The organism is Bacillus sp. COPE52 (genome assembly GCF_003355115.1).
In the GTDB taxonomy this organism is placed as follows: Bacteria; Bacillota; Bacilli; order Bacillales; family Bacillaceae_G; genus Bacillus_A; species Bacillus_A toyonensis.
In genome coordinates this window covers 164782-180586 of record NZ_CP031292.1, presented here as the reverse complement: position 1 = coordinate 180586, position 15805 = coordinate 164782, and the positions used below count along the sequence as shown (strand labels likewise).

The window sequence follows — 15805 nt, the reverse complement described above, 5'->3', positions numbered from 1 at the left end:
TTATGTAAATTCGTTCTATACAAGTTTTTCCCAAAAACATGTAATTATGTATGTGTTGAAAATAAATTATTATCCTGCAGTCATAAGGGCTAATCCGCAATTTAAATCAAAAACGATTTGTATGTATATGGTAAATTGAAGTTGTGAGGGAGGGACTAAAATGCATGAAGAATATAAAGAGATAATAAAAAAATCAATTGAATATATAGAGAATCACTTACATGAGGAGCTTACAACAGAAAGAGTGGCATCTCACAGTGCAGTATCGATGTACCATTTTCATCGCATCTTTCAAAGATATGTTGGGATGAGTGTAACGGATTATGTTCGTAAGAGAAGATTAACTCATGCTGCACAAGATTTGGTATCGACTGAAAGAGCAGTCATTAATATTGCAGTGCAATACGGTTTTTCCTCACAAGAGGCATTTACTAGAGCTTTTAAAAGAATGTTTCAATTACCACCAAAAAAATATCGAAAGTATTTCCAGTCATTTTATATAGAAAGAGAGGGGATTTCAATGGAAAAAGGTATACCGAAAGGATGGGTATTAAGTGGAAGTCATCCCGCTGAATATGAGATGGGTTTAGATTACGAAATTGCCCATCAAGGAAAAGTATCTGCATATATAAAAGCAAAAGAGAACGTTACGCACGGAGGATTTTCAACATTAATGCAAATGTTTCGAGCGGATAACTATGTAGGTAAGAGATTACGTTTAACAGCATTTATTAAGAGTGAGAATGTAAAAGATTGGGCAGGATTGTGGATGCGAGTAGATGGAAAAAATACGGAGCCGATTGCTATGGATAACATGCAAAATCGTCCAATTAAAAATACGAATAACTGGCAATCGTACTCGGTTGTACTAGATATAAAAGAAGAAGCACTTGGTATTGCATTTGGTGTTTTATTATCAGGAGAAGGTTGTGTCTGGCTAGATAGTATTCGATTTGATGAGGTGGATGGAAAATTTCCTGTAACGGATTTGGCAGAAAGTTTTTATGAAACTCTTCTAGAAGAGCCAATGAACCTGCAATTTGAAGAAATGGAAAAAGAATGAGGTAAGGAGAAAATGTATGCTCCAATATGTAAAACTAATAAGTATTAGTTTAGTAGCGTCATCTTGTATTATGGGAATTAACTATTTAATTAGCTATCTTTGGTCAGGGCATATACCTTCTTTGACGTGGAAAACATATTTGATATTTGCATTTATATTTATTATGAGTTTTAGTTCAATACAAAAAGATGGGAAAGAGGATTGTTGACAATAGTCTTCTTCGCATTTCTTTAACACAAATGTTTATTCCTGTATGTGGGATTATTTCCCGCAACATGCATAGCGAATGGCTATTACAAAATAATATTTGCCGGAGTTAATTTAGAGAAAATATTATCTCATTATTATTTATTAGACTAGTTACACAATTAGTAGCGGGGCTCACTATAGGTATAAAAGAAATGATAAAGGGAAGAGACCTTGTAATTAATGAAGTACACAGTAAAAAGGTATCCTTCAATTGGATACCTTTTTATTAGTACTTATTATTTTGCAACTTCTGCCCACTTGTAGTTAAATTCACCGCCGAAGTCAGTTGTTACAAGTCCTTTAATGAAAGAGCGTTGTAAGTAAGAGCGACCTTGTTGGTACAAAGGAGCGACAGCGCCATCTTGTAATAAGATTTTTTCAGCTTGTTTCATTGCTTCCCAGCGTGCTTTTTCATCGCCAGCTAAATCTGTTTTCACTTTATGAATTAGCTCGTCGTACTCTTTGTTAGAGTATTTATCAAAGTTATAAGCACTATCTGTTGTGAATAAATCTAAGAATGTAATAGGATCAGCGAAGTCAGGACCCCAGCCATCAATTCCGATTTCATAATCACCACTTAATAGTAATTTCAACTGTTGTTTACGTGGTTGTGGCTTTAAATTCACTGTTAATCCATCTAGATTCTTTTCCAGTTCACCTTTTAAATATTCGCCAGTCTTTTTAGCTAAAGCATTATCACTTGTTAGTAGTTCAAGTGTTACTTTGTCAGTACTAAGTTCTTGCTTCGCTTTTTTCCAGTTTTCTTTCGCTGATTTCACATCATCCTTGACTAGATTTCCATTTTCTTTACGGAAGTCATTGCCTTCTGGACTCTTTGCAAATTTCGCAGGAACCATTCCTTCAGCTGGAACAGCGCCGTTATTTAAAATTGTTTCTACGTATGCCTTTTTATTCATTGCTCCGTTAATAGCAAGGCGTACATGTTGATTTTTTAATGTTTCATTTTTTTGATTTAGTCGTAAAAACTGAATACCAACTTCAGCGCGTTCTTTGAAGTTTGGATCGCCCTTATATTTATCAACAAACTCTGCAGTTAAAGCAACACGATCAATTTGTCCTGAATCATATAAGTTAACTTCTGTAGACTTATCTTTAACGACATTGAAGTTGATTTCTTCTAATTTTACAGTTTTAGCATCCCAATAGTTAGGATTCTTCTTCAATTGGAAGCTTTGTTCATGCTTCCAGTTATCTAATGTGAAAGCACCGTTGTAAATTAAATGATTTGTTTCTAAACCGTATTTATCGCCTTGAGACTTTAAGTACTCTTCATTAATTGGTAAGAATGTTGAGAATGTCGTTAAGCTTAAGAAGTAGGGAACAGGACGGTCTAGTTGTACTTCTAAAGTTTTGTCATCAACAGCTTTAATACCTAATTGATCAACCGGTAATTGTTTTTGGTTTATTTGTTTCGCATTCTGTATATCGAAGAATAAGAATGCATATTCAGCAGCTGTTTCAGGATTTACGGCACGTTGCCAAGCGAAGGCGAAGTCTTTTGCTGTAACAGGAGTACCGTTTGACCATTTCGAATCACGAAGATGGAATGTATATTTTGTTTTATCAGGACTAACGTCAACCGACTCAGCGACACCAGGAATTGGTTTATTATCTTCGCCCATTGCATATAAACCTTCAAAAACATTTCGCATTACGTTCATGGATTCCCCATCCGTTGCTTTTGCAACATCCATTGTTGGAATTTCTGAAGCAAATGATAAGTTAATTGCTTGTTTATCAGGTGCTTTATCGTTTGCTTTTGCACCGCTTGCATTATTTTTATTTCCCGCACAAGCAGTTAGTAGTAGACTTGCCCCTAAAACAGATGCCACAACAGGTACAACTTTTTTCTTCATTGTTCGTTCCTCCCTAAATGTGTTGTTCATAACGTCATAATGTCCATGTCTTGAAGTAGCTATAGAAAGAGATAAAACCTAGTATAAATATTTGTTTATAGGTAATCATGTGTTCTATATGTATATACATGTTGAATTATAATGTATCGTTATATGTTTCAACGTAGTAGACATTATATTTTGATGGTTAAATATTTCGTTTCTTTGATTATTTAGAATATTAACACCAGAAAGAACTATATGTCAATAATAAAAACAAAGTGTTAATTTCTTGGAATAATATATCAAAAAAGTAGATTCACTCATATTAAGGAATCTACTTTTAATATATTTTGTCAAAAAAACAATGGGAGTTGGTGGAAATACGTTGTTTAAAGTTTCACTTTATTTTTCAATTTTTGCCCATTTGAAGTTTAATTGACCTGCAAAGTCTACTTGTACAATGCCTTTCACATAAGATTTCTCTAAATAAGATTCGCCTTTTTGGTAAAGAGGAGCAATAACAGAGTCTTTAAATAATATTTTCTCTGATGCTAGTAATGCATCAAAGCGGGCTTTTTCATCACCAGCTAAAGTAGTTTTCACCTTTTCAATTGCTTCGTCGAACTCTTTATTAGAGTAATGATCTAAGTTGTAAGGGTTATTCGTTGTAAACAATTCAAGGAATGTAATTGGATCAGCAAAGTCAGGGCTCCAACCATCAATTCCGATTTCGTAGTCACCTTTTAATAAGAGTGAAACTTGTTGTTTACGTGGTTGCGGTTTTATATTTACTGTTAAGCCCTCTAAATTCTTTTCTAATTGACCTTTTAGAAACTCACCAGTCTTCTTCTCAAGGTCACCGTCACTTGTTAATAATTCTAATGTTATCTTTTCAGAACCTAGTTCTTTTTTTGCTTTTTTCCATAATTCTTGTGCAGATTTCGTATCAACTTTTGTTAAATCGCCGTTTGTAGCACGGAAGTCTTTTCCATCAGGACCTTTTGCAAAGTTTTTTGGCACAAGACCAAAGGTTGGTGTAGAGCCATCATTTAATAACGTATTGACAAAGGACTTTCGATCAATCGTTTGATCAATTGCTTGGCGTGCAGAAACGTTTTGAAGTACTTTGTTTTGTTGATTCATACGTAAAAATTGTACCCCTACGTTCGGACGATCTTTAAAATTAGCATCCTTTTTATATTTATCAACGAAGTCAGATGTTAGTTTTATACGGTCTAATTGTTTAGATTCGAATAAATTTACTTCTGTTGATTTTTCTTTTACGATGTTGAAATTGATTTCTTCGATTTTGACAGTATCTTTATCCCAGTAGGTAGGGTTTTTCTTAAATTTAAAGCTTTGTTCATGCTTCCAATCACTTAGTGTAAAAGCTCCGTTATACAAAATTGTATTATCTTCTAAAGCGTACTTATCACCTTGTGTTTTAAAGAATTCCTCGCTAATTGGTAGAAATGTTGGGAACGCCGTTAAGCTAATAAAGTACGGAACAGGACGCTCTAATTCTACCTCAAACGTATGGTCATCAACTGCTTTTACACCAAGTTGATCGGCTGGAAGCTCTTTGTTGTTAATTTGTTTTGCGTTTTTAATATCAAAGAATAAAAATGCATATTCAGAGGCTGTTGCTGGGTCAACAGCTCTTTGCCAAGCGAAGACGAAATCTTTCGCTGTAACAGGAGTACCGTTTGACCATTTTGAATCTCGCAGGTGGAATGTGTACTTCGTTTTATCGCCACTTACTTCATGGGATTTTGCAACGCCAGGGACAGGTTTGTTACCTTCACCAAGATTATACAAACCTTCAAATACGTTTCTCATTACTTGACCGGAATCAGTATCTGTAGCACGAGCTGTATCCATTGTTCGTATTTCAGAAGGTGAAGATAAGTTTAAAACCTGTTTACTAGGTGCCTCGTCTTTTGCATTTGCTCCGCTAGCTTCGTTTTTATAACTACCGCAACCAGTTAATAAAATACTTACTCCTACAACTGATGCGATACCGGGTACAAACTTCTTTTTCATTCGATTTTCCTCCTAAATAATTAATAAGATTGGATGATGATGAGGGAAATGAAAAATAAAAAATCCCTCTTTTCTGATTGAGAAAGAGGGATTTTCACATACAAGTTATGTACCCGTATATAAACGAAGTCCCTCATTCTATCTTTCAAGCATAAAGCTTGCAGGAAGTGGCACAGTATTCAAAATGAACCTGCTGCCGAGGTTTCAAAGGGCCAGTCCCTCCACCTCTCTTGATACAATGAGTAAACGAATAAATTTTATTAATTTTTGTGTTTCTTTGATAATTCAAAATCTTACACCTTGGATAATGAAGTGTCAATCAAATGGAATATAGTTTAAATTTTCAGTTTTTTTAAAGTGAAAAAAACCACTGCACATGGCAGTGGTTTTTCTACTAGAAGTTAAAGTTATCTGGATCTGGACCGACGCGATGATTTTCATTCAAAGCTTGAATTGCTTTCATATCATCCGATCTTAATTCAAAATCGAAGATGTTTGCATTTTCAATAATGCGGTGCTCTTTAATTGATTTAGGAATCGTTACAACTTCATTTTGTAAATCCCAGCGTAAAATAACTTGTGCAGTTGATTTACTATATTTTGTCGCAATTTCTTGTAATGTTGGATGATCCAGTAGTTGCCCTTGCATTAATGGTGACCAAGCCTCGAGCTGGATGTTATGTTCTTTACAGAAAGCATGTAATTCTTCTTGTGCTAAACGAGGGTGGTATTCCACTTGGTTGACCATTGGCTTAATTTCAGCAATTTCAAATACGTCTTGTAAGTGGTGAATGTGGAAATTACTCACACCGATAGCACGAACGCGACCATCTTTATAAAGCTTTTCTAACGCTTTCCATGATTCAGTATATTTCTCTTTTACAGGCCAATGTACTAAATATAAATCTAAATATTCTAGGCCTAATTTCTCTAATGTAGTTTCAAATGCTTGAAGTGTTGTTTCATAACCTTGATCGCTATTCCATACTTTTGAAGTGATAAATAGCTCTTCACGAGGAATACCAGATTCGCGAATTGCTTGACCAACGCCTTCTTCATTTTGATAGATTGCTGCAGTATCGATGCTGCGGTATCCGTTTTTAATAGCTGCTTTTACAGAATCAATTACTTCTGATCCGTCCTCTACTTTAAACACACCTAAACCGAACCAAGGCATTTTTACACCATTATGTAATGTTGTATAGTCTTTTAAACTTGTTAAATTCATATTATTTCCCCCTAGCTTTTTTATTTGTTGCTTCAACTGCTTGTTGAATGACTTCTGAAAAATTATTTTCATATAGAACTTTTAAGCCTTCAGCAGTTGAACCTCCTGGTGTTGTTACTTGTTCTCGGAGCATAGCTGGATCTTCGTTTTGTTGGAGCATAGCGGCAGAACCAGCAATCATTTGAATGACAAGGTGGTTTGCCGTTTTCTCATCAATTCCATAGTTTTTCGTCGCTTCAATTAAACCTTCAGCAAAGTGGTAGAGAAAAGCAGGTGCACTACCAGTAATGGCGGTAAGTTGATGAACTTCCTCTTCAGTACAAAACTGTGAGGTACCAATACCTTTTAAAAGGAGTTGTAGCGTTTCTTGATGCGTTTCACCTACGGAATGTCCCGTCGTATATAAGGAGATGGACTTTCCGATTTCGGCAGCTGTATTTGGCATAATCCAGGCAACAGGTGTCCCTTTAGGAAGCCTTTTTTCTAAATAAGATGGTCCAATCCCGGCAGCAACGGTCACAACGAATTGCTCAGTTAGAAGAGGAGATAACTCCTGTAATAACTGTTCATGTGCAGCTGGTGGCATTGCTAAAACAATCGTATCAACGGATGTAATATGCTGCTTCCAGTCTGTAGTGATGGACACATTATATCGCCCTTGTAATTGTTCTAGTTTTTCTATGTTGCTTCGGTTGGAAACGATAATTTCTTCGATATATTCTTTACTCGTTTTAAGTAACCCGGAGAAGATAGCTTCTGCCATACGACCGGCACCAATAAATAAAATTCGATGTTTAGTAAGCATATCCTTTATTCCCTTCTAGTAGAGATATGTTATAAAAAACGATACCATTTTTAAGAGAATTTTGTAAAAAGAAAAGACTTACCGTATATGGAATAGATAATGAGGGGGTTTTTGAATAAGGGAATTCATGATAAAAATAAGAGGAGTTCCTTATACTGGTGATATGGAATTTATTACACATCTGGGGAGAGATAAATATGGTTAGAAGTCCACTTTTTTTACTCATTTCTAGTATTATTTGCGTATTGGTTGGATTTTACATTCAATCGAGTTATATTGAAATTTTCGCATCGGTTATGGGGATTGTTAATGTTTGGTTATTAGCAAAAGAAAAAGTATCCAACTTTTTATTTGGTATGATTACCGTTACGTTATTTCTGTATATTTTCATTATACAAGGTTTATATGCAATGGCAGTATTAGCAGTCTTTCAATTTATATTTAATGTATATGGTTGGTATTATTGGATTGCACGTAGTGGGGAAGAAGAGGTAAAAGCAACTGTTCATTTAGATTTAAAGGGGTGGACCTTTTATATAATTTTTATTTTAGTTGCTTGGGTTGGTTGGGGCTATTATCAAGTCCGTTATTTAGAATCAACAAGTCCATATTTAGACGCTTTAAATGCTGTATTAGGATTAGTAGCTCAATTTATGCTAAGTCGAAAAATCTTAGAGAACTGGCATTTATGGATTTTGTATAACGTAGTTAGCATTGTAATTTATATTTCCACTGGTTTATATGTCATGCTAATACTAGCTGTTATTAATCTCTTTATATGTGTAGCTGGTTTGCTAGAGTGGAAGAAGAACTATAAAGGACAAGTGCGTGTAAATAATTATATTTAGAAAATAATTAAAATCGAAAAAACCCCTGGGACACATATGCCTCAGGGGTTTTTAATAGAATATAAGTTTATGCTTTTGTTAGACCAAGTAATACAGCGCCGCCGATAATTAAAACACTACCTAGTGCAATAAAGATCAATTGACGTTTTGTTTTCTTTTCACCTAAGAAGACAATCGCACCGAATGTTGAGATAACGATTCCAGTTTGAGATAATGGGAAGCTTGTCGCTACTCCGACACGTGGTAATGAAAGAAGTAAGAATAAGTTTCCTGTTCCCCAAAGTAAACCAGATAAAGCATTACGAATTGCATATTTGTTAAATGGCTTATGTTTAGATGTCAGTACAACCGCACCGACAAACATACCAACTGCTTGTGGTAAAATAGCAGACCAACCATCAATGTTATACCAACGAATAATAATTACATATACAAGATAGCCGAAAGTAGAAACAATTAGAGTAAGAAGTCCTTTTTTCAATTGTCCTGGTGGCTGTGCATTTTCTTTATCATCTAATGATGTGAATACAACACCAACTACGATTAATAGGATTGCAATCGTTCCCATAATGATCGTTGTTGTAGTAGTCCACTCGCGGAAAGCGATAACTCCAAAGATAGAAGTTGCAACAAGTTGCATACCAGTAGAAATCGTTACAGTAGTAGAAACACCTAACTTTTCAACTGTTTTTAATTGGTTTACTTGTCCTAAAGCCCAGAATAAACCTGAAATAAAACCAACAATCAAGATTGTCATTGTTAAAGCTGGTTGAGTAAATACATACATAACTGTTGCGAAGAATAGAGCACCGATTGTCATACCTACCGTTTGGCTATATGCACCACCGCCCATTTTTACGCTTACTAATAAGATGTTTCCCCATGCAATTGCAGGAAGAAGCGCTAATAAAATGTCCATTACAAGACTCCCTTCGGTTTGCTATACCAATATAATTACATATCGTTCTAACGATCGGTAATGCCCCACTAATAGAGTAGAAGATTACCGATAGCTAAAACAGGATGAAGAATTCACGATATAAATGCGTTTTCATTTCTTCATTTTTTCAAACACCTCCATATAATAACAGGAAATTGCCTATTTTAGAAAGTAAATTCAAATAGAATGTATATTTAAATAAAAGGTAAAATTCAGTCACTTTATATAGTATTTTTTATTTCCTAAGAAATAAAAAAGCAGCTTTTGTCGAAAGCTGCTTTAAGAATTAGTAATTCTTTTATTAATGAGCTGAATACATAGGAGAAATATGAGTGACATACTGATAGTGATAATTACAAGTGTCCAAGCGAGTTGCATATTACTTGCATCAATGGCCATATAAATTGCTGTTGGGATTGTCTGTGTTTTGCCAGGAATATTCCCAGCAAACATGAGTGTAGCACCAAATTCTCCTAGTGCACGAACAAAGCTTAAGATCATACCGCTTAGTAATGCAGGAAATGCAAGCGGTAGTGTAACGTGTAGAAAAACTTGATATTCACTGGCGCCGAGATCGCGAGCGCCCTCTTCAATTTGTACATTTGCGATCGAAAATCCTGTTTTTGCTGATTGATACATGAGCGGAAATGCGACAACTGTAGAAGCAATGATAGCAGCAGTAGATGTGAACATAATGGACTGCTGAAATAACGATTCTATCCACTTTCCAATGGGGCTGTTATTTCCAAAAATAATAATGAGAAAAAAGCCGATTACAGTTGGCGGAAGTACCATTGGTAATAAGAAAATAGTTTCTAGTATTACTTTATATCTCCATGAGGAGCGTGCTAGTGACCGACCGATAATCGTTCCTAAAATTGTGACGATAATGGTGGCGTATGCAGCTACTCGTAAAGATAAAAAGACAGGTGACAAAATATCATCAAAGTTCATGGCAATTATGATAGGACTGTAAATCCATATTTCTTAAAGATAGATTGTGCATCTGTTGACTGCAAATATTCATAAAATAAAGTCGCCTCTTTCTTATGCTTCGATTCTTTTATAACGCCTAAAGGATAGTGGATTGGCTCATGAGAAGTAGCTGCTGCCGTCTCGCCAATTTTTACTTTGTCTGAAATGAGAGCATCTGTTTTGTATACAATACCAGCATCGACATTACCTGTTTCTACATATGTTAACACTTGGCGAACATCTTTTGTAAATACGATTTTATTTTGAATGTCATTCCAAAGATTTTCATGTGTGAGAGAAGCCTTTGCATATTTCCCAGCGGGTACAGATTCAGGTGTACCAAGTGCGATTTTTTTGATTTTCTCACCTTTTAAATCTTGAATTTTTGTAAGAGAGCTATCTTTTGGGACGACTAGAACTAGTTCATTTCCAAGAAGGTTTTTTCCTTCTTTTTCATTAATGAATCCTTTTTTAACAAGTGTTTGGAATTTATCTTCTGCTGCAGAGAAGAATAAATCAGCAGGCGCACCTTGTTCGATTTGTTGTTGAAGTGCACCAGAAGCACCGAAGTTAAAAGAAAGTTTAATATTAGGCTTTTTCTCTTTATATTGTTTTTCAATTTCTTTTAATGCATCTTGTAAGCTTGTAGCAGCTGATATAGTCAGTTCGACTGTTTTTCCCTCTTTAGCAACTGACTTCTCTTTCTTTTCCCCGCTTGTACAAGCAGCACTAAATATAAGAAGGAAAGAAAGTATAAGTGCCCCAATAGATCGTAATGTGAATTTGTTCATAAAAAAATCCCCTTTCGTTTTGACATAATTAATTATAACTAAATATAATTAATTATAATTAGTTACAATTGAATATAATTTGAACAATATGGTTGTTTTTAAAAAATAGGAGAAATATTCTTTTCTTTGTTACAATGAAGGAAGAAAGTGAGGAATCGTCTATGGATCATCATTCCTACACAACGGAAGAAGTAGCGAAGCGATTAAAAGTATCAAAACTAACTGTATACGACTTAATTAAAAAAGGAGAACTTCCTTCTTATAGAGTTGGTAGACAGATGCGCATTGATACAGCGGATTTAGAACAATATATAAAGCAAATGAAAACAGGAAAGATACAAGTTACTTCTGTAAAGAATGACGATGGTAGTATCTTGAATACATGCATCATTAGCGGGCAAGAACTAACGTTAGATATGTTGGCAAAACGTATAGAAAATCGATTGCTAAATTCTAATGTATTAAGAGCGTATCAAGGTAGTTTAACAAGTTTAGTGAAGATGTACCAAGGAGAAGGAAGTGTAGTTAGTTTACACTTATTTGATGGTGAAACGGGTACATATAATGTTCCTTACGTAAAACGTATTTTAGTTGGACAACCATGTATTATGATCAATTTATTGGCAAGAAATGTGGGGTTTTATGTTCAAAAAGGAAACCCAAAGAAAATAAAGACATGGGCTGACATATCCGGGTCCTCTATAAAATTTGTAAATCGAGAAAAAGGCTCTGGTATTAGGGTGCTAGTGGATGAACAATTACGAATTCAAAAGTTAAATAAAGAACATATTAGTGGATATGAATGGGAAGAATCGAGTCATCTTGGTGTTGCCACGCAAGTTGCGAACGGAAAAGCTGATGTTGGGGTAGGGTCGGAAAAGGTTTCGCAAATTGTAAATGTAGACTTTATTCCGATAATGAAAGAACAGTATGATTTAGTAATTTTGAAGAATAAAGACAATGAAGAACTTATTGAAGTTATGAAAGAAATTCTGCAATCGGAAGAATTTCATAATGAGTTAAAAGCGATTGGCGGATACGATATTATGAAAACAGGCCAAATTATATATGAAACAAACTAAAAAGCTGCTTGTCTATAAGACGAGCAGCTTTTTCTATATATAAAGGGGTTTGGGGAAACGAATTATTAAATAAGACTTTGAGCAAGTGTGTAAATGAAAGCTGTAAGAAGAGTCGCTCCACTTGCAAGTCCGATAAAGTCTGATTTGTTGAAAGTAATGTTGTTCATTATAATCTCTCCTTATTTGTTTAATGTAGTTGCAACTGCTTTTGCATCGACAAGTGCGGATAGCACCATGCCCATTGTGTTAAAAAAATTGTTTGATTTCATTTTGTTCATCATGCGTATCCGCTCCTTTTCGAATTGTTGTTGCCCTGCTTTATGTCTTAATTATAGGGAAAATGATGAACTACAACTAACGAATTATCTTACGGGAGACTTACACTTTTGTAAGAAAAAAAGACATTCGTGTAAGAATGTCTTTTAAAGCATATTGATGTGATGATGCTCTTCAATTGTTTTTAAAAAGCTACGCATTGAATTGGTCATGTAGCTATCTTTGCGGCGTATGAAAACAGTTGAAATACTACCGTATTTCTCAGGAATCGGATGACAGTGTACTTTACCTGCTGTAGAAAGATGTTGTACCGCGGACTGGGGCACGAGTGTAATCCCAAGACCGAGTGCTACACTATTTAATATTGTTTCTAATATGTTAAATTCCATAATTCTTTTTGGTAGCAAACCTTCATCTTTAAGCCATCGTTCTAGTTTGGAACGGTATCCACACCCTTGATTAAAAACAAGTAAGGGCGTCGTAGTAAATTCTTCTATATGAAAAGCTTTATTTTGTGTCACGAGCATTAATTTTTCTGTACTAACATCGTATTGTTCAATTAGTGGATGCTTAATAGGACCTGATATAAAGGCGCCATCTAATTGATGGTCAAGGACTTCTCTAATAAGTTCTTCAGTTAGACCAGCTTGTAATGATAAATCAACGTTTGGATAGCTTTTATAGTAAGAAGACAAAATGGTAGGCAATGTACTTACTGTTTCGACTGTACCGATTTTTAATATACCAGATGGTGTTTCACTATCTAGAAAAACTTGTTTTAGCTCCTCAACATCTTGCAAAATTTTATTAACATAAACGAGCATTTTTCTTCCTTCAGCTGTTAAAGTCATGCCTCGTTTATGACGGTAAAAGAGCGGTGTTTTTAGCTCGTTTTCTAATTGTTTAATACGTGCGGTTACATTTGATTGTACATAATTTAATTCCTTTGCTGCGCCGCTTACACTACCGCGATCGGCAACGCTTTGGAAGATTTGTAAGTCTCGTAATTCCATTGTATGCTCCCCCTTGATGTTAACTATCATTATAAATGATAGTTAACATCATTTTGAATCGTTTTACGTGATATGTTTTTTCTTTTACAATTCTCTTTGTGCAAATAGAAAGAAGCGGGGGATTATGGTGAGAAGAGGTCAAATAGTAATAGGAGCTTTGGCATGTTTAATTGCAAGTATGTCATGGGGAGCGATGTTTCCGGTTGCTGATCATGCGCTAGAATACATAGATCCATTTTATTTTTCACTTATTCGTTATGGAGCAGTGGCGATAGTACTGATTATATTATTGTTAATGAAAGAAGGAAAACAGGCATTTCGTTTAGAAGGAAGGGGAAAGTTACTCGTCTTTTTTGGAACGATGGCGTTTACTGTATATAATGTACTCATATTTTTAGGTCAAATGTTAATGGGAAAATCAGGTGTAATGGTAGCCTCCATTATGGAAGCACTCATGCCGATGATTTCCATTTGTACTTTATGGGGATATAAGCATATAAAACCGAAAAAATATATGATAACGAGCATGATTATCGCTTTTGTAGGAGCTGTGTTTGTTATTACGAAAGGTGATATGAGTTTCTTTTTAACATTGAAAGATAACATGTTTTCACTAGCGTTTATATTTATTGGTGTTGTAGGTTGGGTTATTTATACGATGGGTGGTCAAACGTGTAGCGATTGGTCAACATTACGCTATTCTACATTGACGTGTGTATTTGGTACGACTGTCACAGGAATTATAACTGTAATGATTACGGTGCTTGGGTATGTTCCAGTCCCAAATATGGGAACGATTTCTATCGTGAAGTATGATTTGTTATTTATGATGACATTACCAGGAATCATAGCGCTACTCGCTTGGAATTACGGTGTGAAAATCTTATCATCGATTAACGGCATTTTATTTATTAATTTTGTACCCATTACGACTTTGATTATTATGATGATACAAGGGTATCAAATAACAATGTTTGATATTGTAGGAACTTTACTTGTTATTGCAGCACTTATTCGCAATAACGTTTGTCAGAGAAAAGAAGAAAATATAAATAAGCAAGTTTTACAAGAAGAGCAATTACGCCAAGCGGTTTAATAGGCAATTGGAGGATTTAACATGTTAGAAAGTTTATTGTTTTTCTTCGCCGTCGGAGTTGCGTGCGAGCTTGCAGCAATTAATCGAAATGGTCGTAAGAAGGTAAAACAACAAGCTGAACTGATACAGCTTTTAAAAGAGTTAAAAGAAAGAAAAATTTAAAAAGACGACCGGACATAGACGGTCGTCTTTTTCTATATATAAAGGGGAAAGGGGACACAAAGTTTATATAAGCGTAGCAGCGTAAATAAAAGCAGTAAGAAGAAGAGAGCCGCTAGCTAGTCCTAAAAAATCTAATTTGTTAAAGGTGATGTTTTGCATAATATATTCTCCTTACTTGTTTAATGTAGAAGCAACAGATTTTGCATCGATAAGAGCGGACAATACCATGCCCATTGTATTCGTAAATTTGTTGTTCTTCATTTTGTTCATCATATCGATCCGCTCCCTTTCAAATGGTTGCCCTGTTTCTGAATTAATTGTATAAGATATTGGGGAGAGTCACTATCGAATTAGCTTACAAGAAAATTACACTTTTGTAAGAATTGAAATTTAACAATAAATACTTATTTTTATTACCAACTCCTAAAACTTAGTGTTATAATCATTGTAAGAAAATGATTATACTTCGGATATTTAGAAAGGAACGAAACAAATGTATAAACCAATTACATTTTCGTTGAAATATATATTTAAAATGGCTGGGAAAGTAGAAGTACAAGGGAGAGAGAAATTACCAGAAGGCGGCCCTTACGTTGTTGCGTGTACACATACGAGTTTTATGGACGTTTTAATGTTAGCAACTGGGATGTATCCAACCCAAATTCATTACATGGCCAAAAAAGAATTATTTGAAGGGAAATTCAAAAACTGGTTCTTTAAAAATGTAAATGCATTTCCGGTAGATCGTGCGAATCCAGGGCCGAGCACATTAAAAATTCCATCGCGTTTATTAAAAGAGGGAAAAGTAGTAGGGATTTTCCCAAGTGGAACGAGATCAACAGAAGACGTTTCATTAAAAGCGGGGGCTGTTACGATTGCACTGCGTTCTAACGTTCCATTAGTGCCGGCAGCTTATATTGGTCCATCAAGTGTAAAAGAATTAATAAAAGGAAAAAAAGCGCAATTAGTTTTTGGAGATCCGATTCAAATTGATGCCGGAGAACAAATAGATCGAAAAACGGCTATGAAAATGATGACGGATCAATTAAACGAAAAATTTGAAGAACTAAAGGAAACTTTGCAATCGAAACAAAAGTAAAAAAGACGACCGGGCATAGACGGTCGTCTTTTTCTATATATAAAGGGGAAAGGGGACACAAAGTTTATATAAGCGTAGCAGCGTAAATAAAAGCAGTAAGAAGAAGAGAGCCGCTAGCTAGTCCTAAAAAATCTAATTTGTTAAAAGTGATGTTATTCATAATACACTCTCCTTACTTGTTTAATGTAGAAGCAACAGATTTTGCATCGATAAGAGCGGACAATACCATGCCCATTGTATTCGTAAATTTGTTGTTCTTCATTTTGTTCATCATAT

At 34.9% G+C, this 15805-nt stretch carries 18 protein-coding genes, 1 pseudogene and 1 riboswitch; of the genes and pseudogenes, 8 read left to right on the top strand and 11 right to left on the bottom strand.

The annotated features are described in order from the left end of the window. Positions 1 to 160 precede the first annotated feature (160 nt). The 3 genes and pseudogenes from DPQ31_RS01085 (at position 161) to DPQ31_RS29635 (ending at position 1542) form a co-directional block, all read left to right on the top strand. On the top strand, positions 161 to 1063 hold the full coding sequence (locus DPQ31_RS01085) for a helix-turn-helix transcriptional regulator (RefSeq protein WP_199632018.1): 903 nt from the start codon (positions 161 to 163) through the stop codon (positions 1061 to 1063). Positions 1064 to 1079: 16 nt separating this feature from the next. Then, positions 1080 to 1271, top strand: coding sequence for a hypothetical protein (locus DPQ31_RS01080; RefSeq protein ID WP_000942528.1), 192 nt, complete (start codon positions 1080 to 1082; stop codon positions 1269 to 1271). Beyond that, positions 1265 to 1542 (top strand): annotated as a pseudogene (locus DPQ31_RS29635) (hypothetical protein). Before DPQ31_RS01080 ends, DPQ31_RS29635 begins: the two are co-directional and overlap by 7 nt. Positions 1543 to 1548: 6 nt before the next feature. Here DPQ31_RS29635 and DPQ31_RS01075 read toward each other — a convergent pair. The 4 genes from DPQ31_RS01075 to proC all read right to left on the bottom strand — a co-directional run bounded on the left by DPQ31_RS01075 (position 1549) and on the right by proC (position 7247). Next, a complete protein-coding gene (locus DPQ31_RS01075) occupies positions 1549 to 3189 on the bottom strand; it encodes a peptide ABC transporter substrate-binding protein (protein ID WP_199632019.1) in 1641 nt (546 codons plus the stop codon). A 384-nt stretch (positions 3190 to 3573) separates the two neighbouring features. Next, a complete protein-coding gene (locus DPQ31_RS01070; RefSeq protein ID WP_208731459.1) occupies positions 3574 to 5214 on the bottom strand; it encodes a peptide ABC transporter substrate-binding protein in 1641 nt (546 codons plus the stop codon). A 135-nt stretch (positions 5215 to 5349) separates the two neighbouring features. Further along, positions 5350 to 5454: riboswitch (SAM riboswitch) on the bottom strand. Positions 5455 to 5608: 154 nt separating this feature from the next. Next, the gene (locus DPQ31_RS01065) at positions 5609 to 6442 is read right to left on the bottom strand and encodes an aldo/keto reductase (RefSeq protein ID WP_199632020.1); all 834 of its coding nucleotides are present in this window, start codon (positions 6440 to 6442) and stop codon (positions 5609 to 5611) included. A 1-nt stretch (position 6443) separates the two neighbouring features. Further along, complete coding sequence (gene proC / locus DPQ31_RS01060) at positions 6444 to 7247, bottom strand: pyrroline-5-carboxylate reductase (protein WP_199632021.1); 804 nt, start codon at positions 7245 to 7247, stop codon at positions 6444 to 6446. 197 nt (positions 7248 to 7444) lie between these two features. Between proC and pnuC the strand changes: the two genes are divergently transcribed. Next, positions 7445 to 8095, top strand: coding sequence for a nicotinamide riboside transporter PnuC (gene pnuC, locus DPQ31_RS01055; protein ID WP_199632022.1), 651 nt, complete (start codon positions 7445 to 7447; stop codon positions 8093 to 8095). A 67-nt stretch (positions 8096 to 8162) separates the two neighbouring features. Here pnuC and DPQ31_RS01050 read toward each other — a convergent pair whose 3' ends face one another. The 3 genes from DPQ31_RS01050 to modA all read right to left on the bottom strand — a co-directional run bounded on the left by DPQ31_RS01050 (position 8163) and on the right by modA (position 10801). Further along, the gene (locus DPQ31_RS01050) at positions 8163 to 9014 is read right to left on the bottom strand and encodes a GRP family sugar transporter (RefSeq protein WP_000353551.1); all 852 of its coding nucleotides are present in this window, start codon (positions 9012 to 9014) and stop codon (positions 8163 to 8165) included. A gap of 300 nt (positions 9015 to 9314) precedes the next feature. Then, positions 9315 to 9989, bottom strand: coding sequence for a molybdate ABC transporter permease subunit (gene modB / locus DPQ31_RS01045; protein WP_002059169.1), 675 nt, complete (start codon positions 9987 to 9989; stop codon positions 9315 to 9317). A gap of 5 nt (positions 9990 to 9994) precedes the next feature. Next, positions 9995 to 10801, bottom strand: a complete 807-nt coding sequence (gene modA / locus DPQ31_RS01040; RefSeq protein ID WP_199632023.1) for a molybdate ABC transporter substrate-binding protein — start codon at positions 10799 to 10801, stop codon at positions 9995 to 9997. 134 nt (positions 10802 to 10935) lie between these two features. Here modA and DPQ31_RS01035 point away from each other — a divergent pair, with 134 nt between their 5' ends. Continuing rightward, positions 10936 to 11883: a helix-turn-helix transcriptional regulator gene (locus DPQ31_RS01035; RefSeq protein ID WP_208732074.1), complete on the top strand. Its 948-nt coding sequence runs from the start codon at positions 10936 to 10938 to the stop codon at positions 11881 to 11883. A gap of 65 nt (positions 11884 to 11948) precedes the next feature. Here the strand turns inward: DPQ31_RS01035 and DPQ31_RS01030 are convergent, their stop codons facing one another. Further along, positions 11949 to 12050: a DUF3948 family protein gene (locus DPQ31_RS01030; RefSeq protein WP_001060019.1), complete on the bottom strand. Its 102-nt coding sequence runs from the start codon at positions 12048 to 12050 to the stop codon at positions 11949 to 11951. A 255-nt stretch (positions 12051 to 12305) separates the two neighbouring features. Then, positions 12306 to 13172, bottom strand: coding sequence for a LysR family transcriptional regulator (locus DPQ31_RS01025; RefSeq protein WP_000423063.1), 867 nt, complete (start codon positions 13170 to 13172; stop codon positions 12306 to 12308). 127 nt (positions 13173 to 13299) lie between these two features. Between DPQ31_RS01025 and DPQ31_RS01020 the strand changes: the two genes are divergently transcribed. Together DPQ31_RS01020 and DPQ31_RS01015 are read left to right on the top strand one after the other, a co-directional pair. Beyond that, on the top strand, positions 13300 to 14268 hold the full coding sequence (locus DPQ31_RS01020) for a DMT family transporter (protein WP_098711736.1): 969 nt from the start codon (positions 13300 to 13302) through the stop codon (positions 14266 to 14268). Positions 14269 to 14289: 21 nt separating this feature from the next. Then, positions 14290 to 14430, top strand: a complete 141-nt coding sequence (locus DPQ31_RS01015) for a YrzO family protein (protein ID WP_000894071.1) — start codon at positions 14290 to 14292, stop codon at positions 14428 to 14430. Between the two features lie 63 nt (positions 14431 to 14493). On the opposite strand, the gene DPQ31_RS01010 is transcribed toward DPQ31_RS01015, so the two are convergent. Then, entirely contained in the window at positions 14494 to 14589 is a 96-nt protein-coding gene (locus DPQ31_RS01010) for a DUF3948 family protein (protein ID WP_001179702.1), read from the bottom strand. A gap of 334 nt (positions 14590 to 14923) precedes the next feature. Between DPQ31_RS01010 and DPQ31_RS01005 the strand changes: the two genes are divergently transcribed. Continuing rightward, positions 14924 to 15529, top strand: a complete 606-nt coding sequence (locus DPQ31_RS01005) for a lysophospholipid acyltransferase family protein (protein WP_000277795.1) — start codon at positions 14924 to 14926, stop codon at positions 15527 to 15529. A 64-nt stretch (positions 15530 to 15593) separates the two neighbouring features. Here the strand turns inward: DPQ31_RS01005 and DPQ31_RS01000 are convergent, their stop codons facing one another. Beyond that, on the bottom strand, positions 15594 to 15689 hold the full coding sequence (locus tag DPQ31_RS01000; protein ID WP_001060006.1) for a DUF3948 family protein: 96 nt from the start codon (positions 15687 to 15689) through the stop codon (positions 15594 to 15596). Between the last annotated feature and the right edge of the window lie 116 nt (positions 15690 to 15805).